Genomic DNA, 26,489 nt, shown 5'->3' on the forward strand with positions numbered 1-26,489 from the left:
GAGGACATGCTCATGCACCGCACCACCCACTGGTACCGCGCCAACATGGACGCGGTCTTCCCCGCCCACATGCGTGAGCATGTCCTCGCCGCGGTGTCCGCCGGCGTCCCGCTGGACACCGCGATGGAGGAACACGACCTACCGGACGAGGTCGCCTACGGGCGGGCCCGCCGCGACCCCGCATTCCGCGACCGGCTGTGCCAGGCGCTCATGGACGGGCGCAACCCAGACCTCACGCACGGCCGCTGCGCGACGTACACCCGCGACCGCTGTCGATGCCCTGAGTGCCAGGCCACTCAGCCAGGTTGCACCGCGGCGCGCCGCTGGCTGGAGACGCAACACGCCCGCGTCTGCTGAGCAGCTACCGGGAACCGGGCGGCAGTGCTCGCCGCGGTGTTCCTCTGGGTGGACACTCCGGCGCCGCAGCGAGCAGGCTTGGTTCGGCACCCTGTGGCCAGCAGGCCGGATGATGCGGCGCCTGTACCAGTACGCCTCGTCATGCCGGCGTCCGGGTAGCGCACCGGCATGACCGGCGTGGCTGTTCCGGCAGCACGTCCTGATCGTGAAGGGCCCACGGGTGACGTACGCCGGTTCGACCGGGTAGCCTGCCGGGTCATCGGCTACCTCCGAGGAGACCCCGCCTTCAGGCGGGGGAGGAATCGGACTCCTGCGGAGCAGGGCAGGAGCAGGCGATTCGCCGCCAGGCGGACCGCCGTCTACGACAACTGAGCCGTACTTAGCTGATCTTTCTGTGAAAATGTGAGGCGTGGTGCAGCTGGTGAAGCGGGCCTACAGGTACCGCTTTTACCCGACTCCCGAGCAGGCCGGCGAGCTTGCCCGGACGTTCGGCTGCGTGCGCCTGGTCTACAACAAGGCCTTGGAAGAGCGGACCCGCGCCTACGCCCTGGAAGGCAAGCGGGTCTCCTACGTGGAGTCCTCCGCGGCGCTGACGGCCTGGAAGAAGGCGCCCGAGCTGGCGTTCCTGGGCGAGGTGTCGTCGGTGCCGTTGCAGCAGGCACTGCGCCACCTGCAAGCCGGGTTCGCGAACTTCTTCGCGCGCCGGGCGAAGTACCCGACCTTCAAGAGCAAGAAGAAGGCACGCGCGAGTGCGGAATACACCCGCTCGGCGTTCCGCTGGCGCCAGGGCCGGCTCACCTTGGCGAAGATGGACGCGCCGCTGGACATCGTGTGGTCGCGTCCGCTGCCCGAGGGGGCCGAGCCGTCCACGGTCACGGTGTCCAGAGACGCGGCCGGGCGGTGGTTCGTGTCCATCCTCCTCGAGGAGAAGATCTCGCCGCTGCCGCCGGTCGAGGCGTCGGTGGGCGTGGATGCGGGCATCACGGCGCTGGCCACGCTCTCGACCGGCGAGAAGATCGTCAACCCGCGTCACGAGCGTGCCGACCGGCGCAAGCTGGCCCGGGCTCAGCGATCGCTGGCCCGTAAGCAGAAGGGATCGAACAACCGGGCCAAGGCCCGGCTGCGCGTGGCAAAGGTGTACGCCCGGATCGCCGACCGGCGCCGGGACCATCTGCACAAGGTGACCACACGGCTTGTTCGCGAGAATCAAGTGATCGCCGTGGAGGACTTGACGGTCCGCACCATGGTCAAGAATCGCTCGCTGGCCCGCGCCATCTCGGATGCGGCCTGGCGCGACCTGCGGATGATGCTGGAGTACAAGGCCGCCTGGTACGGGCGCACGCTGGTGGCGGTGGACCGCTGGTTCCCCTCCTCCAAGCTGTGCTCAGCCTGCGGGAACCTGCAAGAGGCGATGCCGCTGAACATCCGGGAATGGACCTGCGGCTGCGGCGCGGTCCACGACCGGGACGTCAATGCCGCACGCAATGTGCTCGCCGCCGGGCTGGCGGAGAGCTGAAACGCCTGTGGAGCTGGTGTAAGACCTCAACGAGAGTCCTCTCGGGCGGGCGACCGGCGGTGAAGCAGGAAGGCCAACCGGCGACGGTTGGAATCTCCCTCGTTTACGCGGGGGAGGAGGTCAATTCCGACGGAACCACCGCAGCAGGAAGAGGCAAGGTATGACGGTCACGGCGAGCGCGAGAGGCGCGCCGAGCGCCCAGTGCACCTCGTGTACGTTCATCAGATTCATTCCGTACACTGCGGCGACCAAGCCAGGAACACCCAGCAGTGCCGCTGCCGCCGTCATTTTTCGCACCTGCCGGTTGAGAGCCAAGGACTGCTGGTCTCGTACTTCGCCGAGCAGCACATGGATCTGCTGGAAGCCTGCGTTGATCTCGGCGGTCACCCGGGAGAGGTCGTCGCCCAGATCGCGCAGTCCTTCCCGGAACTCAGGAGGGACCAGGAAACGCTGCGGAAGCAGTCGCAACGGCGCTTCGAACGGGACAACAGCCTGCCGGAGTACGGAGAATTCCCGTCTGAGCAAATAGGCCCGATCGGTGTCGTCATTCTCAGAGCTGGAGTACAGCGTGCTCTCGACGTTTTCAAGCTCCACCAACATCAGATGGATCGCTTCGCGGTACTGCTGAATGAGGTGTTCAAGGATGGCGTGCACGACGCTGTACGGGCCGAGTGCGACCTGGTGCGGCCGGCGTTCCAGGGCCTTGCGCACAGCCGCGAGGCAGCCGTGCGGGCTGTGCTCGAGGGAGAGGATGTAATCCGGGCCTACCAGGAGCTTCAGTTCACCGGTGTCGATGAGGCGGCCGTCCTCGGCGGTGTCATAGTGCGTGCTCCTTGCCGCTACCAGTAGCGCATCTCCATACTCCTCGACCCGAGGTCGCTTGAGCGCCCACCAACGGTCTCGGACCAGCGGTACTGGTACGTCGAAAACCTCACTCAGCCACTCGACCTCGGGATCCTCAGCATCGGCGAGAGCGACCCAGACGAAAGCGTTCCGGTGCCCCTGACGCACAAGCCGAACGGCCTCAGTGATGCCGGGCGACATTACTCGCGCGCCATCGATGTAAGCCGCGTAGTCAATTACCAGGGGAGGCGGCAAACCGGTATCGCTCGAAAGTGGCTGTGGTCTGTGAGCCCTGCGTAATCCATGAGGGAGACGTGGGGGTGTGCGCATGCAACCTCCTTCGGCTCCCCTCCATGCTACGGAGAGGAGCCGCCATGAGTCCGGCAAAAGTGACGTCATCGGCCACCGAGCACTCGCTCATGTCGCCAGCCGGCTGCTGCAGGCGGCGTAGTACACGGCTGAGGTTTTACTCGCGCCCGCCGGGCCGCTGCTCGTCGTGTGCGGCCAGGCAGCCGCACCGCGCATGGATCACGGGGATCGGGGGCCGCTCTCCTGGTGGCCCTGGTTCTCGGCCGGATGCGGCACCAGGCACTGACCACCCTCGGACGCGCAACCGGCCGCACCACGAAGCTGTGGCGGGCCCGGGACGATGCGGCCGGACGAGGCGCACGGCGCCCACGCGAATGTGCCGGTTGTCTGGTGCCAGGTCACTCCTGCGAACGGGGAGGACTGGCGATGGTGTCCTTCCCTGCGGTCACGTTGAATGAGGCGATCACCAGGGCGTGGTCACTCTCAGAGGTGGCGATGACGTCGTGGGCCGCGATCCATCGCGAATGTGTCGTGTGAATGCGATCGCACCGGTAGGCCAGACCCTCTGTGTGCCCCACCGTTGCGGTCAGATCGCCCATGTACATTCCGGCGTCCATGAGCCCTGCTTCCAGCAAGGCCAAGGCCGGATCGGTGTCGAGTTTGCGCCTGCCCAGCGGATCTCGCGTTCCCGTCTGGAGAGCGGGGTCGTCCAGCGCGGCCGCGTTCCAGTCGCCCATCGCGATCATGGGCCGGTCCTTGACGAACAGGCGCAGCGCCTCCGCCTCCATCCTCCGGATGGCCGGGGAGGAGGGCGCGAGGTGGGTGTTGAGAAGGTCGACGGGGGCACTGTCGATTTTCGTGCGCAGGCAGGCGACCGCGTGCCAGTATGGAAAGCCGCTCTCGTGCCGCTCCTGGACGTCCGTGACGCGCTCGTCATCGATCAGGATCACCAGGTGGCAGCCATGGTGCGCGGAGGGCGCCAGGTAGGGGGTCATGTGCAGCGCGTGGGCCGCCATGTCCAAGTGCTGAGGCCCCCAGTTCTTTGCCTCCTGCAGGCCCACGACGTGGAGGTGTTGCTCGGCCAGTATTCGGAGCTGGCGCCGGAGCCGGGAGTCGTCCCCGTGGTCGATCCCGCCGTCGAGCAGGTTGTATGAGCCCACGCGGAGTGGCGCGGTGCCGGTCACTTCCACCTCCTGATGAGGCCCGGGAGTTCAGCGATGTGCTCGATGGACAGCGAGTGCGGGGGCAGGACCGTACCGGGGGGTGGTGCCCCGATCAGCACGGCGCGACCGAACCCCATTTTCAGCGGTCCTCTGACGTCGTGGTCGAGATTGTTGCCGACCCATAGGGCCTGACCAGCCGGGACGTCGCATGCGGTGATGACCCTGCGGTAGAACTCCGCGTGCGGCTTGCCGATCCCGATCTCGTCCGACAGCACCACGGCGGCGAACAGGTCCTCAACGCCGGCCTCTCTCAGCGCCAGCCGGCGGGGCTGGTCCTGCCGGTTGTTGCTGGCCAAGACGAGTCGCAGCTCGAGGTCGTGCAGAGCGCGCAACGCGATAACCGCGTCGGGTGCGACGGGCCGTTGCCCGCGGCGAGGGTCGGGATCAGCGTGGGGGTCGGTAAGGGTGTCGCCGTAGTCCGTGACGACGGCTTGGGGACGCATGGGGTGCTCTCCTCGTGCGTGCGGTCTGGCTGATGCGCCGAGTTGACGTGTGATGGCGGTGGGCCGAGACCGTTGGCGATGGTCGGTCTCGGCCCAGCCGGGGCCCCGCGTGCTGCGATCACCTGAGGGTGGCAAGCCTGGCGGAGCAGGGGGAAACTGCGTTGGCCGACGGAAAGCTCAAGGTCAGGCGGGCGCTTCGGCCGTCCTGCGGGGCAGACGCCCGAGGTCGTACTCCTCGCGTCTGGCGCGCTCGACGAAGTCCTTCCACACGTTGGCCGGGAACTCCAGAGGCGGGTCCGACGACTCGATGTGCCACATGACGATCGCGTCCTCGTCGACTTGCCTCGTCCGGAGCACACCCGCGGGCTCGATCCCGTCCTGGATGTTGATCAGGAAGTCGCCCCACTCGTCTGTGGACACGGACAGTACGGGCGAGTCCGCGCCGAGCTGGGCGTTGCGGATCTCGACGTGGTCGTTGACACGTTGCACGACGGGGGCGCATCCGTTCTGCTGGTTTGACATGCTTGTCCTTTCAGGTTGGGGATGGTGTCTTCTGCGGGTGGCCGTCGAGGCAGGACCTGCACGGCCAGCCCAGCGCCGGCCAGCCGAAGCTGCTCTGGCAACGTGTCGCAGCCGTCAGAGCCGTCCTATCTGGCCGGCGCGGGCCGATCAGAGGGCCGGGGGGGCCGGCTTCGATGGCACCGTGAACACGGGCATGCCGAGCCGGTCGTTGTGCGCTTCGAGCAGCACCTCCCCGTGGATGTAGCTGGGTTTGGGAGCTTGCCGGTCGAGGCTGACTTGGCTGATCGAGCCGATCGCCCCGGGCGCGAATCTGGTCATCGCGTCGGTGAGTCTCGTGCTGGCCACTTCTGGTTCGTCGGTCACGCCGCCCGCGCCCCGATCGCGGTTCTCGCGTGCTCTCCAGGAGAACAGGACATCGCCTTTCGGCAGCAGAGGGGTCGGAAACGATTCGGTAAGGAGCACGGCTGGACTCCGGTGGGTAGGAATGGCCAATCGGGGATGTTGCATTTTGATCTCGGGTGGAAGCCGCCGCCGATTCAGCCTGACGATTTCCGGCCCACGAGTAGCGTTGTCACTACCAGCGGTCAGATCTAGTGGTGGCGCGTCCGCAAAAGTCCGCTGCTTGTCCGCGGACAGTGCGGACACAGGTCAGATGGGCGGACACTGATGAGCGAAGAGACGTTCGGGCAGATTCTGCGCCGCCTGCGGATGGGCGCCGATTTAACTCTTCGCATGGCCGCCCGGCGTGCCGACGTGGGCAAGACCACCGTGGAGGACTTGGAAAAGGGCCGGAGAGGTACGACAAGAAGGATCGCAGCCGCGCTCGACAAAGCCGTGGAAGCGAACGGCGAAATTATTGCCGCCTTTGAGAGAGATGAGACTCAAGGGAAAATTGCGAAGTTTCATCCCTCTACCGCCGAGATGGGCTCAGTGCCTACTCTGGCTGTGGATGACGTGCGCGACGAGGACGGGGAGGAAGCCACGAAGCGGCGAAAGCTGTTCGGACTGGCCGCCGGCGTCGGAGTCCTCGGCTTCGAGGAGGTAGTGCGCCAAGGGCTGGATCTGACGACCACGCCCCACCGCACTGCCGAAGACTGGGACATCGCTCGCGCCGACCATCTCCACGCGCTCCGCACACGACCCCCCGCTCAGGTCGTGCAAGATCTGTCCATCGACCTGTTCTTGCTGCGCCAGCAGATGGACAGCGCGGCCGACGATCAGATGGCGGAACTGCACCGTGTGGCGGCGATACTGGCGGCCATTCAAGCGAACGCGCTGACCAGGATGAGCGAGCATGGCAGCGCCATTCGCTGGTGGAGTACCGCGAAGAAGCACGCCGACTCCTCGCGTGACGTCGAATTGCGTCTCCTTGTCCGGGGAGAGGAAGCCATTCACGGCCTGTACGGGCAGCGTGAACCGGAGACTGTGCTGCGCCTGATCCAGAACGCGCGCCACGTCATCCGCCGGCCGTGGCTGCGGCTCATCGCCGCAGAAGCCAAGGCGCTGGCCGTGCTCGGCCGTCCCGCGGAAGCCACCGCGAGACTCCACGATTTGCACGACAACATGGATCGGGGCGTCACCGGCGACCGGTGGGACTTCTTCCGGCCGGACCAGATCCCATTCGCCGAAAGCTGGGTGGCCGCCTATGCCGGAGATGAACCGGCGGCCGACACGGCACGCGAACGCGTACTGAAGATCATCCCTGAGCGCTCCTACCAGTACCGGGTGAACGCGAGACTGCATGAAGCCATCAGCACGGCCGCGCTCGGCGGGGTAGATGAGGGAGCCCGGATCGCAGCGGAGTTGATCGACTCACTGCCTGCGGCCTATCGCACCAATCACATCAAGGAGACGGCGCGCATGGTGGTCCGGGCGGTACCGCTCGATCAGCAAGCCCGCCCAGCGGTGGGCGAACTGCGCTCAATGTTGGCGCTTGAGGCTGGGTAACCGTCGCACCAGCGTCTTGTTCTGGTCGGTGACCGGCGCCGAGCCCTCGCCCTGCAGGCACCGCTGGACGGATGCCTGCACGCGGTCGACGGCGTCGTCGGCCGCGTAGAGACGTTCTGTCCGTGCGAACCTGTCCGTCTGCGTCCTCGGGGCGAATTCCGTGGGACACGCACTGGTCGAGCTCACCGGCAGCGGGCGTGAAAGCGCCCTAAAGCATCATCGCGAGCGTCACCCAGGCCGCTGCCGCCCCCATCACGGCGCCCGCGAGAGCCTGCGCGGCCGTGTGGTGCGACACCTGGACCCGGGCCCACCCGATCACCGCCACGATCACCGCGCCCGCCAGCAGGACCGGCAGCGCAGGAAGCACATGCGCGAGCACGACGGCGGTGCCGGCCGACACCCCCGTGTGGAAGCTGATCTTCCACACCAGCGTGATCGGCCCCATCACCGACACCCAGGCCAGCATCACGGCCACCGACGCCACCACCACGCGGGGCGCGTCCAGCAGTGTCAGCGCGGTCAAGCCCACCACCACCGCGGCGAGCCCGATCAGCATCGGCCCTTTCCTCGACTTCCGCTCGATGAGGTGAATCGAGTCGAGTCGGCCTCGCCGTACGCCCACCGCGATCACAGCCGCGGGCACGCCCGCGCACACCGCTGCGGCGAGCAGCCCCCATGCCAGGCCCGCCCAGCCCTCGGCCAACAGCCCGGCCACCGCAGGCATGGCGATCCCCATATACTGCGGGGCGAACACCTCGGTCACCGCACGCGCGAATCTCCCGTCGCGTCCGGCTGTGCCTGCGGCCTCGCCCATGCCTTCTGCCCGCTCTGCAGTCACATCGCCCCCTCTGTGATCGCCGCCCCGCCCTGAGCCAGAATTCCGTCAGCGGTCCGCAATGGTGATCCTTGTCCATAATCGTGAGCCGTGCGGGTTTCGCCAGCGGAACTGCCGCCCGTTTGGGCAGCACCCCCCACAGGCTCCCGATGTCGCCGATCCCACGAGGGAGCATCGGCTGCTGCGGTGCGGGAAGGAGCTGGAGCACCTGCTCGGTTGTGGAGCCCGGTTCGACGGCCTTCGGATCTCGCGCAGAGTGAGGCCATGGTTCACTGCGGCCGGCATGAGGGTGCGCGACCTGCGGCCGGACCGCTGGCCGGACAACGAACGATATGCGCTGCGTCGGCCTTGAGACCTGCTGGCCGGCACGCTTCTGAATCTGACCCGCGTTCGCGACATGAGCCTGGTGTGCAACGACCCATTCGGTGATGGGGGATCCGGCCAGGCTTCGTTCAGGGCCATTGCTAACCGTCAGATAGCGGACGGTGGGGAAGGTGGCGGGAGAGACGTTCGGGCTTCACAGGCCCAGGAGGTGCCTGCCCGCCCGGGGCGAGGCGTTCCTGGAGCGGATCAGCCCGGACGCGCCGCACTGGCTGCCGCCACCATCGCCGGGCTGACGTGCGCCGTCTTCGGGTGGCCACCCTGCGCCGGACCGGCCTGCAGGGCTCCCGGGCCTGGCAGCCGCTCACCCAGCAGGCGCACCGCAACCGCGACGGCAGCGCGGCGTTCGCCGCGGCGGCCGACATGACCGCCAAACAGGCCGCCAGCCTGCTGGAGGACGCGCTGGACCTGGGCGCTGGACCTGGGCGCGGTCGCCGCGAGTACGTCGATCTGGTTCAGGTGGACGTGGCCGACGACCCGGACGAGGCTGATGCCGCCACGCCCGAGCAGGGTCCGATCTGCGCGCTGTACCGATCAACCACGCGGGCCTCCAATGGGCCGCTGCTCGCTGCTCGCCCTGCGCCCGGCCGACCTGGGGCATGACCGCCTGCCGTAGAGGTTGACGATCTGAGAGGTATGACCTTCAGGCACTGGCCGCGTCGCGCCACCGCGCCAGCAGTTCGGCGTCGTCCGGGTCACCAAAGCGAATGATTTCCTCGGGGACCGCGTACGGCCTCCACTGCCAATAGTCCGAATCCTCAGGCGCGAGCTCACGGGTGCCGTCCACGATCGTGCCGTCGTCCAGTGTGCAGTTGGTCGGTATGCGGATAACTCCGCTGGGCAACAAGACGACGCTCATGTGTGCCCCCTTCCCAAGTCCCGAGATCGGTGCGTGTGGTCCAGCATAGCTTCCACGTCGCTTCATGCCCCCTTATCCGATGCCATACCTGCGGGCGAACCATTGATATGCCTGCTGGGCCGCCGATTCATCGTCGCCCATCAGCCTGACCAGCTGGCGGGCTCGGCGGGTGAGCACGCAGGCGAAGGCCTCGGCGAACCACTCGCGCACGCTCTCCTGGAACGGCGGGATCAAGGCCGAGGCCAGCAGGTCGTGCAAGCTGATCCAGAACGTCGACTGCGAGGGATGCCCATCGAGGTCGTCGACGGCGTGACCTATTTCATGAGCTGCGACGCTGATGGAAGGAGAGGGCGCGCTTCCCACCCCGATACGACGGCGCGCCGGATCGTACACGCCGGGGGACCTGTCCCAGGTACCCGTTTGAAGGGGTAGGTCCACGTTTCGCAGGTTTTCGAAGCCGGGCAGATCCGGAACAGCCCCCGCTCCCACGGTGATGCCACCGACGAGGAAAGCGGACAGGCGGGTGGCTAAGCCGCGCGGCACGGCTGCCAGCGTCATGATCGTGAGGATGCATTCCGCGGGCGGGAACGTGTCCGGATCCCAGGCGCGGATCACGCGCGGTTCCAGAGGCCCGACATGCAACCATCCAGGCCTTCCTCTGCTGTGCTCAGCCACGCGGGCAGTTCCGTCCAGCGCGGCGGAGCTGCCGTGGTCGTGCGTGCGTGGCAGGTGGCGGAGTGAGGTGGGCGGTCACACTGGCGCTCGCCTCGTGGCGGAGGCCCTTCCAGGGCGGTATGCGAAGCCTTCGCACGGTGTGCGCTGCAAACCGCTCGCCGTGCGCGGGATGCGGCGCTTCCGCGAACTGGGTGGTCCAGCGCGACGGGCTGCCGCGCAGCACGACATCTGACCGGGCCTCACCCGGTGTGCTGTCGTTCGAGTGATCTACCGATATGTCAGCCCGCCCGGGCCTTTCTCGAAACACTGGCGGATCTTACTGGTTCCGGGTCACGGTACACCCACAGACCTCGCGGCCCGTTCACAGCGCTGGGTGGTCGCTGGCGATGGCCCCCGCGTTTGCCCCCCTTTGACATCCGGTCTTTGGCCGCCCGGCTGCTCCTGCGCCGAAGCCTGGGACAAGATCACCCGGAACAGGCGCGCCACCGCCTGCCCAGCATCTACCAACTGCATGGGCTCGAGACGATTGTGCCCTGGGTTGAGCTGCGCGACGGGTAAGAGCGTGCAGATGATCGCCCGCGGTAGACGATCACCGATCCGGCCACGCGCCCGCAGGTCACCGTCTGATCATTACGTGACCGATTTCTCTTGGGTGCCTCCACGGTCGCCTGAATAGCGATTCCTGGAGGACGGCGGGCATACCGCCGACCACCGACACCCTGTCACCGGATGCCTGGGCGGCGGCGCGCCCATCCGCCGTGCATGGTGTCCTTGATCTTGACCTTGGCCAGCATGCGGGTAGGTGTGCAGAAGACAATCACCTCGCTCATTCCGTACCTGGACATGACAGCGGATTCGGACGGGTCCGCGAAGCCTTCCTCAAGGGTGGCTGTGGCGCCAGGTTGGTCATGCGGCGCGAACATTGACCGCCGTCGGTGCCGCGCTGCTCGGCGACCCCGTTGAATCAGGGCCAAGCGGACATCCCGGGTAGTACATGTCCGGATAAATTCCATCAAGCCATCAGCGGAGATGCAGGGGAATGCAATATTCATGCGCTTTGCTCCTTTTGGCAGGAAATGTTACTCGGCGTGAGAGTGTCATGACCACGCCGTATCATGGTTTAACTCCCATGGCCCCATCCCCGGGCCCGAGTTGCTCTGGAGGGGAGGAGCGATGCGCGTGAATGTTTACGTAGACGGCTTCAATCTTTACTACGGCTGCCTCAAGGGCACGTCGCACAAGTGGCTGGACCTTTCTGCGCTGTGCATCAAGCTTCTGCCCCGGGATGACATCAACCGGATCAAGTATTTCACCGCTCGCATCACGGCGCGGCCGGGGGACCCTGACAGCCCGACTCGTCAGGACATGTACCTGCGCGCTTTGGGAACCATTCCGCACGTTTCAGTTCATTATGGGAATTTCCAGGAGACTAAGCCACGCATGCCGCTCGCGGCGCCTGATCCCTTGGGTCCTCGTACGGTGAAGGTGATCAAGACCGAGGAGAAGGGCTCCGATGTCAATCTCGCGAGCCATCTGTTGCTGGATGCCTTCCGGGAAGATTGCGAGATGGCCGTTGTCGTCAGTAACGATTCCGATCTGAGAGAGCCGATCCGGATGTTGATCGAAGAGCTCGACGTCCCGGTAGGGTTGGTGAATCCGCATAACCCCAGGTTTCGCAGTCGTGACCTGCTGGCGTTGTCTCCGCGCTTCTTCAAGCAGATCAAGCCGAACGCGCTCAAAAACTCGCAGTTTCCCGACGTCCTGCAGGACGGGTCGGGAGAGATTCGCCGACCTGTCAAGTGGTGACAGCGCAAAGGCCCCGCCCGGAGGCGGGGCCTGCACCTACCCACCGAAGCGGGTAGGGGAATCGCTGTAAACAGTACCAGCGGGCCCGCAGGCCCAGTCAAGTCACCTGTCGTCACATGACGATGACTTTCCGTAAGGAGTGTCGTGGTCGCCTGCAAGATCGGGCGAGGACAGCACTCAGCCGCCCTGGCCGCCGAGGATCTGCGATAGCACCGGCTTCGGGTGGGGCCGCTGATCCCGCCCGGCTGCGGCGTTCGTTGGCTACGTCTGCGCCCCTGTCCAGCGCACCGGGCCGCATCCACTGAATCCGTGCCTCTCAAAGCGCGGGTACCACGTCCTTCGGGCTCATCTGGCCACCCTCGGCGGCAACAACGCGCTCCGGCGGGCTTCGGCCTGCAGACATCTGAGTAGGGCCTACTCAGGCGCCCGCCCGGGAGCTGCCGTTTCACTGGAGGCCCAACGAAGGGAGTCCTCTCATGAGCGATCTGTCGCCCTCCATCTGGCGGCGGCCCCAGCGCCCCGCCGTCCGCCTGCTCGGTGCCGCCACCCTCGGCCTCACGGCACTAAGCGCCATGGCGAGCGCCCCGGCCACTGCCGCGCCGAACTGCGCAGCCGCATCACCGTATTACGACCAGGCTCCCACCAGCGGCAACCTCACAATGGTGCGACAGGCGATGCACTGCCTCATCGACGCCGAGCGCGCCAAGGCCGGGCTGACCCCGCTCACGCGCAACAGCCAACTCGACGCCGCGGCGGCCGCGCACGCCAGCGCCGCCGCGACCCTGAAGTGGTGGCGGCCGGGCGCCGACTCGCACACCAACCCGCAGACCGGTTCGACGCCGTTCAGCCGGATAACGGGCGCGGGCTACTGCCCGAACCCCCTGTCCTGGGCCTACGCCGAGACCACCTACACCGGCTGGGGCGGATCGGGCACACCGCGGGCCGCCGTCCACTGGTGGGTGTACGTCAGCACGTACGGCCACCGCCAGATCGTCCTCAGCCCGACGCTGAGCGACGTGGGCATCGGCGCGGCGGCGGGAGCGGCGAACCCGGCCGGCGCGGGCGCGGCAGGCGGTGGGACGTTCGTGGTCGACTACGGGCGCTGCCAGCGCTAGCCGGGCTGGACCGTCGCGCGTGACAGCATTCCCGGCCGGACGTCGACCAAGCACCCTGTCCCCGGCGGTCAGCAGCTCCCGCCTCGCAGTGAACCCGATCCTTGCCCGCCAACTCAGGTCGGTCGCCGGCGGAACACGGCTGGCCAGAGGACTTCGCTCCGCCCTCGCGCTCTCCTCGACGGTCATTCAAAAGGATGACCGCAGACGCCGCATGAGCGTGGCCTCTGCGCCCGTCGAACGCATCTTTGCGACCCCCAGTTGTAGATGGCGGCTCCCAGTCGTGCTTGGTGGCTGAGTGGGGGCGCGCGGATCTCCAGGCGTTCGTGGGAGCCTTGGAGCCATGGGGGCAGCGGAAGACGATCAATCCCTCGCAGGATTCGTAAGGACTGAGAACCCCCAGCTATGGGCCTATCTTGAGGTGCTGCGTCCGAGACAGCGGCTGTCCGGCACCGTTGCGGCCATCGATCTCTTCGGTGTCTTTGTCGATCTGGACGACGCACCCGACCATCCTGCCTTTCCCGGCGTCGGCTTCATCGCCATACCCGAGCTGTCCTGGCGCCACGGAGAGGACCCAACCCAGGTCGTCTCCGTGGGAGAGCACATCAGCTGCGAATTCCTCAGCTTCGACACCCACAACGTCGAAGCCCGCCTGTCGCTGCGCTCCACCCGGCCCGACCCGTTCCAGCAGTTCGCGCGACATGCTCACGTGGGGCAGATCCTGCACAGCCCGGTCACCCAAGTGGTGCCCTTCGGCATCTTCGTCCGCGTGGCCCACGGCGTCGAAGGCTTGGTCCGTCTCAGCAAACTCGCCGGTCCGACTGTCGAGGCGTCAGGCGACGGGGTTCAGATCGGTGACGAGAGCACCGTGACCATCACCGAGATCGACCTGCTCCCGGGTTCCGCAGTTGGTAGTCACACGTGAGCCTGAAATTGAGGGTTGACCTCGAGGAACGCGTGCAGGGCCGTAGAGGGTCGTGTGCCTACGCCCTCCGCAGCCAGGTGCTGGTCGGGTCAGGCCGGTTCGAAGACGGAAACTCGGGATGGCGGCGTGATGGAAAGTGCCTGGTAGACGGCTCGTTGTGCGGGTCGCAGCGGGGTCGTGTGGACGACGGTTCCAGCCGGCCCGGCGAGGGTGACTTGCGACAGACGGGACAATTCGCGGTTGATCCGTGGCCATCTTTGCCCGCATCCGCGTTCGGCGACCCGGGTCTGCAGCAGGGCGAGCCAGCAGATCAGCACGTGCGCGCGGATGCGATGTTCGAGCCGGTGGAAGACCGGGCGCAGGAGCAGTTCAGACTTCATGTCCCGGAAGCCTCGCTCGGCTTCGAGGAGGTTTTTGTAGCCAAGTGCGGCGTCTTCGGCGCTGATACCGGGATCGCTGGTGGCCAGCAGGTACTTGCCGTCCAGCCGTTCTTCGGCCTTGACCCTGGCCCGGTCGATGACCAGGCGTCCGTTCTTCTGCTGACGGATCCACCGCTTGAGCGTGGGATGGTCGCGCAGCGCGCACTCGGCCCGGACGTGGCCGGCCTCGGCCTTCTCGCGGGCCTTGGCGCTCATCTCCCGCCCGACTTCCCGCGCGCGCTGGGCCTTGATCCGCTCCAACTCGGCCTCGATCCGCACGATCGCCTGCTCGCGGTGCTGCTGGTCGCGCTGTTCTTGATCGGGGTTGTGGCAGATGATGAACCGCACGTCGCCGGCGCCGTCGAGGCGGACTTCCTTGACCCGCAGGTTGTCGCGCACCTGTTGGTAGCGGCCCTGACGGGACAAGGCCTGCTCGACCAGGGCGCCGCCGTCACGCATGCGCATCCCGGCGATGTAGTGACCGCCCGCGCGGCGCAGGTAGGCCAGGTTGTCGGCGGAGGAGAAGCCGCGGTCGACCACGGTGATCACGCGGCCCAGCTTCCAGGCGCGCATGTCGTCCTTGACCTCGGCCAGCACGCTTTGGTCGTTGGTATGACCGGGCCAGCACCACACGCGGACCGGGATGCCCTCGCGGGTGACCGCCAGCCCGATGACGATCTGCGGTAGGTCGTCGCGATGGTCCTTGGACTTGCCATAGGTGCGAAACGCGCTCTGGCCGGTCTCTTCCTCGTCGCGTTCGAAGTAGGTGGAGGTGGTGTCGAAGAACAGCAGGTCGACTTCGAGGTTGAGCAGGTGGGCGACGGCGAAGAACACCGCCTCCTGTACTTCGCCCTGGGTGTCGGCCTCCACCAGCAGGTCCATCGCTCGATAGGCCTGATCATCATCCATCGCCGCCAGGTTGGGGATGATCACGTCCTGGCTGGCCCATTCGGCGGCCGACGGCTTGCTCATCGGCGCGATCGCGCGGTTGGCGACCAGCGCGAACAGCACCCGTTCCATGTTGGTGGTGAAGCGCCGGCCGTCGGCCGCCGTCTTGATCGCCGAGGCGACGGCCAGTTGCCGCCATAGGCCCTCCAGCAGCCAGACGGCGCCGATAGGACGGGAATCGACCACCTCGATCGGCGCACTGCCGGCATGCCGACCGACCTCGACGGCATCATCAGCCGCGTCATCGGCCTGGCCGGAGTCGTCCAGGCCGCCGCCGAAGTGCTTACGGATGGAGGCCGCCAACCCGAGCAGGCCGCCCACGTCCAGGCGGTCCACACGGCCCAAGTTCATCAGCACGTCGGGCTTGATCTTGCCGTCCACACGACGGTTGTGCGCCAGCGCGACGTATCGGACGACGCTGCCGTCGGCGTTGGCTCGCTGCGTGAACCGCAAGTACATGCCTACACAAAATTACGAAGCATGAGCTCGCGTACCAGAAATTTTCAAAGTCGTGTTACTACACTCTCGGCCCTTCGCGGCACCTCGAAGCTTACTACAGGCCATCTATCTGCAGATTCTCGCTGTCCATTCGCCACGTGTGACTACGAGCTGCGGAACCCGGGATGAGCGCCCGCGCGAGAACGACTGACGTTCCCTGGTCAAGGCCGCCGCGTGAAAGCACTGCAAGGCTTCGGGCAACAAGAGGTGTTCAGCACCTACAGCATCACCCGACCTCAGCGGAGTTGCCTGCATGGCTACACCACCCGACCTCACCGACCCGCCTGATCTCCGGGCCGGGTGGGAGGAAATCTTTACCACGCACTTCGCGGGAATCCATCGCTACATCGCCGGGCGGCTGACCGAAGACATTGCCGACGATCTGGCCGCAGAGGTGTTCCTGGCGGCGTACCGGGGAGGCTACGACGCCTCGCGCGGCGCGGTGCGGCCCTGGCTGTACGGGATCGCCACCCATCTCATCGCGCGGCACCACCGGAGTGAGATGCGCAAGTGGAAGGCACTCAGCCGGACGGCGGAGCGGCCGGAGCACAGCCATGAGGACGCCACCTTGACGCGGGTGGCGGCCAGTGAGTCGACCGGCAGGCTGGCAGGCGCACTGGCCGGGCTCAACCGCAGGGACCGCGACGTCGTCCTGCTCCATGCGCTGGGCGGCCTCAGCCACGCCGAGGTCGCCACCGCCCTGAACATCCCGGCCGGCACGGTCGCGTCCCGCCTCAACCGTGCCCGTAAACAACTTCGCAAGGCGCTCGGCGACGTCAACCCTCTGGAGGACAACCATGGATGAGTTCGACCTGCTGGCCAGGTCCCTCCCCAAGACGTCGCCGCCGTCGCCGGAGGTGGTCGACAGGGCACACACCCGGCTGCTGGCGATCATGCACGAGCCCGTGCGGCGCGTCCGGCGCCGCCACGTCTCGTGGGGATGGACCGCTGTGGCGACCGTCGCCGTCATCACCGCCGTCATCGCCTTGGTGTCGGTCCTGACGCCGGCTCTCGCACCGGTGATCGTGCCTGCCCGCGGCAACGACGCCCTGCTCGGGCTCGCGGACGATGTCGCCAGGCTTCCTGCCCAGAGCGGCGCGTACTGGCGCAGACCGCTGCTCAACGGCGCGCTGATTCGGGTGAAGGCCGGAAAGGAGACGTTCAACGTGCTGTCCGTCTCTCGTGTCGACCTCTGGCAGCCCCGTGATCCACGCAATCCTGTCCAGGCGCGGATGCGAGAGGAATACGTGCGTCCCGCCACCTCCGCCGACGAGCGCAGCTGGAAGGCGGCCGGCTCCCCGCCGGTGGTCCAGCAAGTGTGCAGCCCGGGCAGACCTACCACGGACTGCAGGAAGGAGCGGGTGAGCAGCGAGCCCACCAAGTGCGTGTATACGCGTGCCGTCGAACCGCGCGGCGTGTTCGGCGACCGGCGGTTGGGCGACCTTACGTTGGCCGACCTCGCGGCTCTGCCCGCCGACGTTGACGGGCTGCGAGAGAAGCTGCGCGGCTACTGGCAGGCGGATTCGGATAGCCAGAGCTTCGAAGAATTCCTGTCTCGTTCGTCGGCGCTGCTGGAGATGCCGGTCAGCCCTGCGGTACGGGCGGCTACCCTCCGTCTCCTGGCTGGCCTGCCGACCACCAAGGTAGGCGGAACGATTACCGACCCGCTCGGGCGTTCAGGCCTTGCGGTCACCTTCATCAAGAGCGAGGGATTTACCACCGAGTTCGGCGCGGACGACGAGGTGGCCGAGCGGTACACCACCATCCTCGACCCCAGGACCGGCACCGTCCTGGCGTCAAATGCGGCGATCGCGGCCGAGAGCACCGAAGGGCTCGCCAAGGGCACATACCTATACTACACGGCATGGGCCTCCGAGGCGGGCTGGACCAACGACAGACCGGATCGGCCTCGTAGCTGCAGGCTCAGCGACAGGCCCATTCCATGATCATGGCCGGAGGCCCCCGCCTCCGGCCATCCACGCCAAGCCGCCTCAGCCCGGCGCACTAAGGCGACCCGTCCGCCGCAGAGTAGACCCGGAACTCGGGAGGTAGCCGGGACGCTCTACTGACGGTCTTAGAGCGAGGGTGACGCCGCCGTAACCCGAGAAAGCAGTGGCCGCGCGGGCTCGGGGCCAGTGAGCCTCACCAGAGCAGAGCTTCTCCCAGATCGGTGTGTGCCTCGCTAAAGCGGTGGGTGACCTTTACTCGAGCGGCAGGGCGTGCCGTCTGGCAACCTGGCGGATCTCCTCCAGCGGGTACGGCGTCTTCCTGCTCTCACTCTGCAGCTCGTGGTAGAAGTCGTTCAGCACGGTGGCCAGCGGGCTGTGCCGCGACAGCAGGGTCGCGACCCCGCCGGGCACGCCGGCTGGTCGCTGTCCCGCCGCCCATTGCCGCACCAGTTCGCGGCGCTCCGGCCAGTTGGCGCCGTGGAAGGCGCCGGCCAGCCAGTTCACCAGGTACGTCAGCGTGTAGGTGCGGTCGAAGGTGAGGTGCCGGCGATAGAAGGCCTGTTCCTCCTCTGACAGGTCGAACCGGGTCGACACGGCCAGCCCGAAGTCGGTCAGGTAGAAGTGGTACCCGTCGGTGAGGATGTTGTCGAAATGCGCGTCGAAGTGCAGGAGGCCGCCCGCGTTCATGAAGGACACGGCCTCACGCAGCCCGTGGTCCACCAGGGCGCAGGAGCGGTCGGCGTCGCCCGCACGCACCCGCTCGTCCAGCCACTGGTGCAGGTTGTATGGGAAGTACTCCAGGAAGAGCGTCAGGCTCGCCGGGGCCCCTGCCAGCGCCTCGAGGCGGCGACGCACGCCGGGCGCGCCCTCCCAGAAAGTGACCGCCCGATCGATGTCGGCCAGCTCTCCGTACAGCGGGGCGGGCTCGGCGTTGGGCAGCACCCGCCAGTGATACAGCAGCGGGAAGCCGGGGAACCGGCCGGTCAGCACCCACTCGGTGGTCATCGTGTGCGCGGCCAGCTCGCGCCAGGCGCCAAAGCCGGGCGAGCCGATGCCGCACTGGCATCGTCGCCCTCTGGCTACAGAAGGAGATCATGGTAAGCATCCAACTCCCGGCCCGGTGGCAAGGCCAGGGCGTTGGCTGTACCCAAACGCGGTTGGCTTACCCTCACCTGGAGTGTTCGAGGACAAGCGGGTGGCCAACAGCTGCCGGGCTAACCTCGCCCCGGACGTGGCCGCGTGCCGGGCGGCCTCGCGTCGCGGTGCGCAGGCTTCCACGCGGGCCGTTGCAGGCAGTGCGGCACGTTCAGCTCGCGCCTTCCGGGCAACTTCCGCCCGCTGCTGTGAAGGCCAGGGCGCGACGAGCCGTCCATCGCGCGTGATCCATGCTGACAGGCGGTGCCGGATCCAGCCTGGCATCCACCGGGGCGTGTCGGTATGAGACCAGGGAGTGTCATCGGGTTTGACGTCCAGCGCATGCCGGACGTCGCTGATCGTGGCACCCAGCGCAAATACCAGCCGCAGCAGCGAGCGCAGGTGCCCGGCCGATATCCGCGCCAGCACAGGTATCTCGTGGCGTAGCCGCTCACATGCTCGCAGTTGCTCGGCTCTGGTGGCCGGCGTGACGGTGGCTGGCCACAACTGGATGAGTGACGCGGCATCAGGCCGTTCCCGCGCGCGCCCGAGGTGGGGAGGGTACTCACCTACAGGAGCGTGTGAGGGGCTGGGGGTGCAAGATTGATCCACAGGTGGCTGACCTGCGGCACGCGAGGACGGAAATCGTCGAGTTGGAGCAGCAAGGACCGTCTCACACGGCCAGGGCACCTCATCGGCAGCTTCGACGTCGTCGTCAAGTCCGTCGCTGTCGAGGGTCCGCACCGGGACGATCATCTGGTATTGCGCGGCCTCGTTGCCGCGGCCGTCATCGATCAGCCCGGCTAGCGTTCCCTTCCGCCACCGTCTGGTCGTACCGGGTAGAACCCGGTGGAGGAGCCCGCGGGCGATGAACCAGGCGATCAGGTTGGCGATGGTGCGCCGGGACACGTCCAGTGCCGCTGCCAGAATCGCCCACGTGGCGCCTCGCTTGGGGCTGGTCACCATGTCCCGGCTTGAGCGGGTGAGTAATTGCCAGGCGAAGCGCAGCGCGCCGCGTTGCCAGTCTGTACGGCGGCCGCTGTCGCTGACGATGTAGCACACGGCCTCGTACCACAAGTTGGATTCGGGAGCGACGATATGCCCTTCGGGCAGGAAGCTCCGAGCGGCGGGAGAGGATGGCGTGGCAGATTCAGGGCATGCCGAATCCTCATTGTTCAGGCATGCTGAGACCGCGGCAGCGCGGCGTGTTATTGTTTCCTCCAGGCAAGCTCTTGATCAAAGCAACGACAAAGCCCTGCTTGGGGCGGGTTCGTTGCCGCCAAGCAGTACAGAACCGACGCCCGTGTTGCTTAGCTCTCGTCAGGCCGCCAAACCAGTGAGGAGCAGGCAACAGCGATCGGGTGTCGCACTCGTACGCGCCTCGCGCTGCGAGGGGCTGGTGTCTGTTCGGAGTGGCTCCTTTCGTGGTGGGTCTGTCGGGTTATGGCCCCTGCATCATCGGCGTCGACGCAGATGGCCAAGCTTCAGCTGGGTTCGGATCCGCCTCAGAGCAATAGAGTCGCGTCGGAGGCGTGCCGGGCGGTTGGACGGAACGTCGATGCTGCTCAGCCCGGCCTGAACGCGGGAGCCCTGGCCGGGAGGTCCTGTGGGTTTGCCTGACGCGGTGACCAAGGCCACCTCAGCGAGTACGACCAGGCCTCCGATCGTCTGGACCGTGTTGAGCCGCTCGCCCAAGGTCAGCATGCCGATTCCCGCGCCGAGGACAGGGATGGTGTTGAAGATCAAGGCGGCTTCTCCCACCGGCGCCCTCTCCAAGGCTTTGGAGTAGAGCACGGTCGGGCCGGCCAGCAGCAGTCCGCCGGCGCCAGCCGCACACCAGGTCTGCCAGGTGGGCATCACATCCGAGCTGTGGCGCAGCCCATCGACGAGCGTGATCGGGATCAGCAAGGCCAACGCGATCCCCAGCTGCGCGGCAGTGCTGGTCACGGCGTCGAGGCCGGTGCGCATCGCGCGGGAGGTCAGGATGGCGTAACTCGCCGAGCAGGCTGTTCCCGCGATGACCAGCAGGCTCGCGACGGACAGGTGTAGTTGCCCCGGTTCCTCGATGAGCAGCCACAGGCCGGGGACGCAGACCAGCAGGCCGCACCACACCGGGCGGCTGAGCCGCTCGCGGAGCACCACGGCGGCCAGGACGGCGGTGAGAGGTGCCTCAGCGGCCAGCAGGAGCGAGGCGTGCGCAGCCGCGATCCCCGCCAGCCCCAGCAGGAAGCATCCGACGTTGGCGGTCGGTTCCAGCAGCGCGCGTACCAGGATCGCGCGCCACGGGGGACGGTGTGGGATGCCGCGCCGCCACAGGGTGATGCTCAGCGCGGCCGCGGCCACGGACAGTTGGAGGGTCATCAGCTGGGCTGGGCGTAATCCACCAGCCAGTGCGATCTTGCTGAGCGGCGGGTACAGCGCCCAGCCCATGGCCGAGACGACCAGACACGCGTGGGCCTGGCCGGGCGTGATCCCCTGAGGGCAACGGCGTGGACCTGTACTCATCTACTCATCGGGTTCTCGCGCGGGCCGGGACGGCGTACGTGTCGGCGGCCAGGGCGAGCAGGTTGCTGGGCTGCCCGCTACGGAGGGCGACATGGCCTGGGTCGTAGCGGTGCGGGTCAGGGCGCGCCGGACCGTCGGGAGGCTGGATCCAGAAATGGTTGAGCGGGTACAGCGCCACCCCCGAGAAGCTGACGGGTTCATCGGCTGCGTGACGTACCTGCCTCTCCAGCTGGCGGGCCCGGTCCATGATGCGCCACTCCCGGGGGTCTTCCACCTGGACCAGCAGCCGTGGGCGGTCCGGAGTGGACCAGGCGGCCCGCCATTGAGCGGCCACGTAGAGGAGGTAGCTGAGCTCCAGCGGGTTGCTGGGGCGAGCGATCTCCATCAACAGCTGCCACAGCCGGTCGCTCTGGCTGATCTTGTCCAGCAGGTGATCGAAGGTGGGCAATCGGCCGCCGGCCAGCTCCCGCCGCAGATACAGGGCCACACGCCACAGCTCCGGCCGCACCTGGATCCGGAGCGGGCGGCTGCCCGCGATGGCCGCGCGCGCGACGCTGATCTGACGGCGTGTCACCCGGTGATGGAGGCGCAGCGCGATGTCGAACCAGGCCGCGAGCAGACGCACGGGCAGGCGTCCCTCGTAGGCGGCCGCCAGTGCCTGCACCGGGTAGCTCAGGTAGGGGGAGTCCAGGGACAAGGTGACCGGGACAGGAGTGGGAATGCGGCGGGCCAGGCCCACGCACACCGGGATCAGCCTCAGCACGCTCTCGTGCTCGGACAAGGTGGGCCGTGGGTCGTGTTCGAGGGCGATGATGTCCTCGGTGATGCCGATCCCGCGGCTGCCGATGAGCGGCACTCGGCGACTGCTGGCGGTGACGCCCATCACGGCGCCGGCGCTGCCCAAGCACACGCCGTCCAGGACAGTGATCTCTTCAAGTGCGTGCAGGGCCGTGGGAGGCGGTGTTCCGCGTGTCCAGACGTAGCGCGTGGTGTCGTCGAGGCGAAGCCCGGTGTGGACGGAGCGGCCGCCATGTTGCAGGTCATGCTCGACCAGCGCGTCGGGGGTCAGGGCGTCGACGGGGTCGCGGTCCCACAGGTAGGCGAGGATGGCGTGCATGCGGTGCTCGGCGTTGGCGATCGCCCGCGCCAACGTCTGGGGCGGGTTGGCGCGGGCCACCTGGTCGAGGCCGTCGATGAGCCGGTTTGTGCCGCTGGGATTGCGTGCGAGAGGCACGCTGACCAGTTCGGGCAGGTCGTCGGGGCGCAGGCGCACGAGGTGGACGCGCTGTGAGCCGGCGGTCGACGGCGTCCGCGGGTCGATGCTGTGGCGGGTACCCGCCGCCGGGAGGGATGCTGAGGGGAACGCCGGCGTCGGTGACATGGTTAGTGATGCTCCTTTGGCTTGCCTGCTGCCAAGGCGGCCGCCGTCAGGGCCGTCCTCAGCCTGCGGCAGCGGCGACATCGTGGTCAGCGCAGCGGCGCTCTGCACCATCGGATCATCAACTCGGAAGACGGCAGCGATCCTGGCGCTGGCCCAGGGAGAGAGATCATGCGACCCCCAGCGCCGCAGCTATTCCCCTGGCGACAGTCTCGATGATGTTGGGCACGTAGAAGATCACACCGATGACGACGGCGATCACCAGGAACTGTACGAAGCGCGTGATCTCCTTGGTGAACAGGAAGAACAGCGCCACCACTGACACGGTGACCAGAAACAGCGGTCCGAAGAACCCGCGGAGAAAGTCGGCCAGCCCTTGGGTGTTCAGCTGTTGGGGGGGCGCAGACGGGGAGAGCAGGACGAGGATCTGTGCGACAAGGTCTGCGGCTTTCGTCATCGCATCAGCAAGCCGTCCGTTGGGCTGGCCGCAATGGGCCGGGGCGATCGTCCAAGGCCGGTGTTGCGCCAGCGGGGTCTCAGGCGCACCCACACGCGCGATATGGCGATGCTGAGCGTCACGGTACCCCTCTCGTGTTGGTACTCGGGCAGCCCGTTCCCCTCACAGCCGACCGCTAAAGAGCGCGCGCCTTCGGATCACTTTTGCGTGCTCCTCGGCGGTGTCGACCGGCTGTGGGCGAACATCGGCGTTGATGCGGATCAACATTGGCGTCAGTGAGGCGTTCTGTCAACCAGCCTTTGCGTTTGTGGAGGGGAGAGCGCCCGGCCTGACCCTCCGCTGTCCACCTAAAGTCCCCCTAAATCGCGCTCGGCTTGCCGTTTATGGAGGCGGAAACCTCTTGATTCTGTCGGGCGCTTTTGCTTTTGTGGTGTTTGCGATACTCTCGCGGCCGCAAACGCCCCCGTTTTTGCAGAGCACTAGGGAGATGAGCAGGTGTCTACACCGCCGCCCACGAGCCCCCCGCCGAGCTCCGCGCCGACCTTGGCCGCTCGGTTGGACTGGCTTCTTCTCAACATCGCTGATCCCGTCGCGGAAGAGATGGGACAGAGAGACGCCAACGGCAAACCGCCGAAGTTCACCATGAACTCCCTGGCTGACCGCACCAAAGACCTGGCTCGTCAGCGGGCACAGGCCGAGCTGGCCGCCGGGACGCCTGCAGACAAGGCGGCAGCAATCCAGGAGCGCTTCAGCGTGAGCGTCAGCACGGTCAAGCGGCTTCGCGAGGGTGACATCACCAACCCGCGGATCGACACGGTCTTCGGGATCGCCGATGCTTTCCAGCTCCCGCGCAAGGCATTGATTGACGATCCAGACGTGAACCCGATCTTCGCGGCAGTCCTTGATGGCCATCCCAACGGCGTAGACATGATCTTGGAGCTGCGGAATCTGAGACGAGCCGATGATCTCGGCATCTTCGCCGCGGCCATGAGGGCCACCATGGCCGCTCGCGGACTTCCCGGCGCTACCCGAGCCACGATCGCCAACACCTTCCTCACTGCCTTCCAGGTGGCCACACCGGATCCCGATTTCTCTCCGGGGCGGGATGAACCCACCGATCCGGCATCCGGTGCCTCCGGACCATGAGTGATCGCACCACGAGACGCGAGAAGTACCCGACCTCGCCTCGGCGCAGTCTCCACATCGCAACACCAAGGCTTCAGATTTCCGGCAACTTAGGAGGAGGTTCGCGTGCATGCCCGGCTTAAAGACCTGTGGAGAGCCCGTGCGGGGACCCCTGAGCCTGATGGACGACGGACCCCGCCCAACATCGCCCAGCAGGTAAGCAAGGACCATAGGGAGATCCTCAGGATTCGGATGCCCGTCGGCACACCAGGAGGATCGCGTGTCCCACGTGTTTAAAGCCCTCCGCAAGGATTACGCGGAGTTCCTTGATCTTGTTGATGAGCAGCCCGGAGAGTTCGACATTCGCGCCTTCTGCCGAGCGGTGGGCCATCGTCTGAATCTCACGGTGGAGCTGATGTTCTTCGATCCCGCCAAAGTGGTCCAAGTGGGCCAGCCGCCCCTGGGATGCGGGGATACGGGGTTCTACACCCGCGTGCAGCGTCCCGAGGAGCCGGGGGTCATCCGTGATGTCATCGGCTACGCCCGCAACGACGGCATCCCAAAGTGGGTGCAGAAGATGTACATCAGCCACGAGCTCGGCCACCTCATCGACTACCACGCTGCTGGATTCGACCCGGTGGCGGCAAAAGATCGACTTGTCGAGGTGTTCGCCCCCACGCTGCACAAGCATTTCGGCGACATCAGTCGCATTCGATCCATCATGGGGCGCAGCGGCTTCCAGTCCGAGGAAGAAGCGCGCGCCGAAGGGTTCGCCGGCCTGTTGTGGGAACGCGTCGAAGCCCGGCCACGGAGGATCCCGGCACAGGGCGGACTGCTTGCCCACATGACGGCGCCGCTCGTAGACCCCTTCCGAGGGGCATAGAGGTGCCTGAGGCGCTCGTCGCCGTATGCCTGGTGATCGTTTGGCTGGCGGTCGCCCTGCGGATCCCTGGGGCACGACGCTCCCCAGACCGGGCGACGATCCTGCTCGCGCTGGCTTCCGGCGTCACCAGCATCACCTTCGAGCATTCGTCGGTGAGGCTGTGGGTGACCACCGTTACGTGTAGCGCGACTCTGCCGTTCGTCGTTCAGGTGGGCGGGGCCGTGGGTGCGATGTCCGGGGTTACCGCCTGGGCGATTTACGCCTGGCGAGCGCAAGGCCGCCCAGCGTGGTGGGCGCGCAAGCGTTACCCCTTCGGCGCGGCCATCCTCGTCATCACTGCGCTGGCTGTGATCGCTTTCTCGTACGACCTCACGTTGACCAGCACGTATGCCGCTGTGGGGGAGCAGTACGCGCGCTGGCCCGAGCTCGCTTTCCTTGGCCTCTATGAAACCTTCGAGTGCATCCTGCTCGGAACCGTGGCGGTCTTGTTCTGGCGGCTGGCGCGTGCGCGCAACGAGCGTCACCAGCATGCCGGGCAGTTGTCCCCCCAGGCCACGCTCGCACAGACAGGGCAGAGGACCCCCCTGGACCCCGACGAGCAAGAGAAGTGGGTCAGGTTATGTCTCCTGGTGATGGGGGCGGCCTCGCTTGGTTCCACGTCACGCTCCCTGTACACCCTGGCCTACCTGTTGCCGCAGGTCATGCATACTCCAGTGCCGGGAATCGCCTGGTCGGCAGGATTCAGCCAGTACGTCAACCTGCCGTTCAACACGGTCGGCATCATCGGGATCTCGCTTCCAGCACTCGGACGGGCACACGTGTGGGCCCGTCCACGGTGGGCCTTGCGCGTCCTCACGCCACTTTGGGAAGACATCAGCAGCGTCTTTCCCCTCGTACGCGTGCGGGGCGACACCGCGAAAACGGAACTACAGCTCCGCAACGTGGTAGTCCACGACGGATTGCTCCTGCTGCGCGAGTACAGCTCACCGGAGGCCCTCGCTGAAGCTCGCGCATGGGCGCAAGCAACCATGGCACCACCCAAGCGTCGTGAAGCAGCCGCCGTCGCCCGCTGGTCCATCCTCACGCTGGCCAGCCTTGGTCCCAACCCCAAACCACGCTATGCGCTGGCCACCTGGCCACTCAGCTCTCGTGCTCACAATCCCGATTGGCTGCTGGAGGTGGCCCAGGAGTACGCCCGCTTGCGACGACGCCCGCACCTTCTCCACCAGGAGGTTCCTGCATGCCAGACGTCAAGCGCCATGGACAGCCCCAGATCAGCCCCGTGAACGGGTCAGGCCAGCCCCCTCCATCAGGAAACCTGACGCGCATCGCCGGCCTCGTGTCGAACCTCTGCCACCCTTCCCTGCTTGCGGCCGTCGTCCCGCCGCTGGTGGGGGCACACGCCGAGGGCCTGACCGGCGCCGCGTGGGGGATGGTGAC

At 66.8% G+C, this 26,489-nt stretch carries 25 protein-coding genes and 1 pseudogene; 13 read left to right on the forward strand and 13 right to left on the reverse strand.

Features of this window, described 5'->3' with window-relative positions; all coding sequences use genetic code 11:
• Window positions 1–12: 12 nt before the first annotated feature.
• Both ACWDRB_RS60840 and ACWDRB_RS60845 read left to right on the forward strand, forming a co-directional pair.
• Window positions 13–357 (forward strand): hypothetical protein, encoded by a 345-nt coding sequence (locus ACWDRB_RS60840; RefSeq protein ID WP_449910855.1) that lies wholly within the window; start codon window positions 13–15, stop codon window positions 355–357.
• Between the two features lie 409 nt (window positions 358–766).
• Window positions 767–2,037, forward strand: a pseudogene (locus ACWDRB_RS60845) (RNA-guided endonuclease InsQ/TnpB family protein).
• On the opposite strand, the gene ACWDRB_RS60850 reads toward ACWDRB_RS60845, so the two are convergent.
• The 5 genes from ACWDRB_RS60850 to ACWDRB_RS60870 all read right to left on the reverse strand — a co-directional run bounded on the left by ACWDRB_RS60850 (window position 1,994) and on the right by ACWDRB_RS60870 (window position 5,675).
• A complete protein-coding gene (locus ACWDRB_RS60850; RefSeq protein ID WP_449910857.1) occupies window positions 1,994–2,917 on the reverse strand; it encodes a CorA family divalent cation transporter in 924 nt (307 codons plus the stop codon). The pseudogene ACWDRB_RS60845 and the gene ACWDRB_RS60850 overlap by 44 nt on opposite strands.
• 506 nt (window positions 2,918–3,423) lie before the next feature.
• Window positions 3,424–4,209 (reverse strand): endonuclease/exonuclease/phosphatase family protein, encoded by a 786-nt coding sequence (locus tag ACWDRB_RS60855; protein ID WP_449910859.1) that lies wholly within the window; start codon window positions 4,207–4,209, stop codon window positions 3,424–3,426.
• Window positions 4,206–4,691: an HAD family hydrolase gene (locus tag ACWDRB_RS60860; protein WP_449910860.1), complete on the reverse strand. Its 486-nt coding sequence runs from the start codon at window positions 4,689–4,691 to the stop codon at window positions 4,206–4,208. Before ACWDRB_RS60860 ends, ACWDRB_RS60855 begins: the two co-directional genes overlap by 4 nt.
• A gap of 183 nt (window positions 4,692–4,874) precedes the next feature.
• Window positions 4,875–5,213: a hypothetical protein gene (locus ACWDRB_RS60865; protein ID WP_449910862.1), complete on the reverse strand. Its 339-nt coding sequence runs from the start codon at window positions 5,211–5,213 to the stop codon at window positions 4,875–4,877.
• A 147-nt stretch (window positions 5,214–5,360) separates the two neighbouring features.
• A complete protein-coding gene (locus tag ACWDRB_RS60870; RefSeq protein ID WP_449910864.1) occupies window positions 5,361–5,675 on the reverse strand; it encodes a hypothetical protein in 315 nt (104 codons plus the stop codon).
• A gap of 204 nt (window positions 5,676–5,879) precedes the next feature.
• Between ACWDRB_RS60870 and ACWDRB_RS60875 the strand changes: the two genes are divergently transcribed.
• Window positions 5,880–7,160, forward strand: coding sequence for a helix-turn-helix domain-containing protein (locus ACWDRB_RS60875; protein WP_449910866.1), 1,281 nt, complete (start codon window positions 5,880–5,882; stop codon window positions 7,158–7,160).
• A 208-nt stretch (window positions 7,161–7,368) separates the two neighbouring features.
• Here the strand turns inward: ACWDRB_RS60875 and ACWDRB_RS60880 are convergent, their stop codons facing one another.
• Window positions 7,369–7,998 (reverse strand): hypothetical protein, encoded by a 630-nt coding sequence (locus ACWDRB_RS60880; RefSeq protein ID WP_449910867.1) that lies wholly within the window; start codon window positions 7,996–7,998, stop codon window positions 7,369–7,371.
• Window positions 7,999–8,489: 491 nt separating this feature from the next.
• Here ACWDRB_RS60880 and ACWDRB_RS60885 point away from each other — a divergent pair, with 491 nt between their 5' ends.
• Together ACWDRB_RS60885 and ACWDRB_RS60890 are read left to right on the forward strand one after the other, a co-directional pair.
• Window positions 8,490–8,612: a hypothetical protein gene (locus tag ACWDRB_RS60885; RefSeq protein ID WP_449910869.1), complete on the forward strand. Its 123-nt coding sequence runs from the start codon at window positions 8,490–8,492 to the stop codon at window positions 8,610–8,612.
• Window position 8,613: 1 nt separating this feature from the next.
• Window positions 8,614–8,979 carry a hypothetical protein gene (locus ACWDRB_RS60890; protein ID WP_449910871.1) on the forward strand — a complete coding sequence of 122 codons (366 nt, stop codon included), beginning with the start codon at window positions 8,614–8,616 and terminating at the stop codon, window positions 8,977–8,979.
• Window positions 8,980–9,019: 40 nt separating this feature from the next.
• Here ACWDRB_RS60890 and ACWDRB_RS60895 read toward each other — a convergent pair whose 3' ends face one another.
• Window positions 9,020–9,235, reverse strand: a complete 216-nt coding sequence (locus tag ACWDRB_RS60895; RefSeq protein WP_431921285.1) for a hypothetical protein — start codon at window positions 9,233–9,235, stop codon at window positions 9,020–9,022.
• 72 nt (window positions 9,236–9,307) lie between these two features.
• Window positions 9,308–9,850: a hypothetical protein gene (locus tag ACWDRB_RS60900; protein ID WP_449910874.1), complete on the reverse strand. Its 543-nt coding sequence runs from the start codon at window positions 9,848–9,850 to the stop codon at window positions 9,308–9,310.
• Window positions 9,851–11,089: 1,239 nt separating this feature from the next.
• Here ACWDRB_RS60900 and ACWDRB_RS60905 point away from each other — a divergent pair.
• From ACWDRB_RS60905 to ACWDRB_RS60915, 3 genes are all read left to right on the forward strand, one after another.
• Window positions 11,090–11,716: an NYN domain-containing protein gene (locus ACWDRB_RS60905; RefSeq protein WP_449910875.1), complete on the forward strand. Its 627-nt coding sequence runs from the start codon at window positions 11,090–11,092 to the stop codon at window positions 11,714–11,716.
• Window positions 11,717–12,192: 476 nt separating this feature from the next.
• Window positions 12,193–12,831 (forward strand): CAP domain-containing protein, encoded by a 639-nt coding sequence (locus ACWDRB_RS60910; RefSeq protein WP_449910877.1) that lies wholly within the window; start codon window positions 12,193–12,195, stop codon window positions 12,829–12,831.
• Window positions 12,832–13,171: 340 nt separating this feature from the next.
• Window positions 13,172–13,753 (forward strand): S1 RNA-binding domain-containing protein, encoded by a 582-nt coding sequence (locus tag ACWDRB_RS60915; protein ID WP_449910879.1) that lies wholly within the window; start codon window positions 13,172–13,174, stop codon window positions 13,751–13,753.
• Between the two features lie 89 nt (window positions 13,754–13,842).
• On the opposite strand, the gene ACWDRB_RS60920 is transcribed toward ACWDRB_RS60915, so the two are convergent.
• On the reverse strand, window positions 13,843–15,579 hold the full coding sequence (locus ACWDRB_RS60920; RefSeq protein WP_449910881.1) for an IS1634 family transposase: 1,737 nt from the start codon (window positions 15,577–15,579) through the stop codon (window positions 13,843–13,845).
• A 292-nt stretch (window positions 15,580–15,871) separates the two neighbouring features.
• Here ACWDRB_RS60920 and ACWDRB_RS60925 point away from each other — a divergent pair, with 292 nt between their 5' ends.
• Window positions 15,872–16,423, forward strand: coding sequence for an RNA polymerase sigma factor (locus tag ACWDRB_RS60925; protein WP_449910883.1), 552 nt, complete (start codon window positions 15,872–15,874; stop codon window positions 16,421–16,423).
• A complete protein-coding gene (locus tag ACWDRB_RS60930; RefSeq protein WP_449910885.1) occupies window positions 16,416–17,564 on the forward strand; it encodes a CU044_5270 family protein in 1,149 nt (382 codons plus the stop codon). The genes ACWDRB_RS60925 and ACWDRB_RS60930 overlap by 8 nt, the downstream gene beginning before the upstream one ends.
• A 255-nt stretch (window positions 17,565–17,819) precedes the next feature.
• Here the strand turns inward: ACWDRB_RS60930 and ACWDRB_RS60935 are convergent, their stop codons facing one another.
• From ACWDRB_RS60935 to ACWDRB_RS60950, 4 genes are all read right to left on the reverse strand, one after another.
• A complete protein-coding gene (locus ACWDRB_RS60935; protein WP_449910887.1) occupies window positions 17,820–18,572 on the reverse strand; it encodes a hypothetical protein in 753 nt (250 codons plus the stop codon).
• 1,584 nt (window positions 18,573–20,156) lie between these two features.
• Complete coding sequence (locus ACWDRB_RS60940; protein ID WP_449910889.1) at window positions 20,157–21,206, reverse strand: DMT family transporter; 1,050 nt, start codon at window positions 21,204–21,206, stop codon at window positions 20,157–20,159.
• 4 nt (window positions 21,207–21,210) lie between these two features.
• Window positions 21,211–22,587 (reverse strand): hypothetical protein, encoded by a 1,377-nt coding sequence (locus ACWDRB_RS60945; RefSeq protein ID WP_449910891.1) that lies wholly within the window; start codon window positions 22,585–22,587, stop codon window positions 21,211–21,213.
• A 166-nt stretch (window positions 22,588–22,753) separates the two neighbouring features.
• Entirely contained in the window at window positions 22,754–23,041 is a 288-nt protein-coding gene (locus tag ACWDRB_RS60950) for a hypothetical protein (RefSeq protein WP_449910899.1), read from the reverse strand.
• A gap of 555 nt (window positions 23,042–23,596) precedes the next feature.
• Here ACWDRB_RS60950 and ACWDRB_RS60955 point away from each other — a divergent pair.
• From ACWDRB_RS60955 to ACWDRB_RS60965, 3 genes are all read left to right on the forward strand, one after another.
• The gene (locus tag ACWDRB_RS60955) at window positions 23,597–24,187 is read left to right on the forward strand and encodes a hypothetical protein (RefSeq protein WP_449910893.1); all 591 of its coding nucleotides are present in this window, start codon (window positions 23,597–23,599) and stop codon (window positions 24,185–24,187) included.
• A 259-nt stretch (window positions 24,188–24,446) separates the two neighbouring features.
• Window positions 24,447–25,049 (forward strand): hypothetical protein, encoded by a 603-nt coding sequence (locus ACWDRB_RS60960; protein WP_449910895.1) that lies wholly within the window; start codon window positions 24,447–24,449, stop codon window positions 25,047–25,049.
• Between the two features lie 2 nt (window positions 25,050–25,051).
• Entirely contained in the window at window positions 25,052–26,335 is a 1,284-nt protein-coding gene (locus ACWDRB_RS60965; RefSeq protein WP_449910897.1) for a DUF6545 domain-containing protein, read from the forward strand.
• Window positions 26,336–26,489 lie beyond the last annotated feature (154 nt).

It is taken from the genome of Nonomuraea sp. NPDC003707, assembly GCF_053587055.1.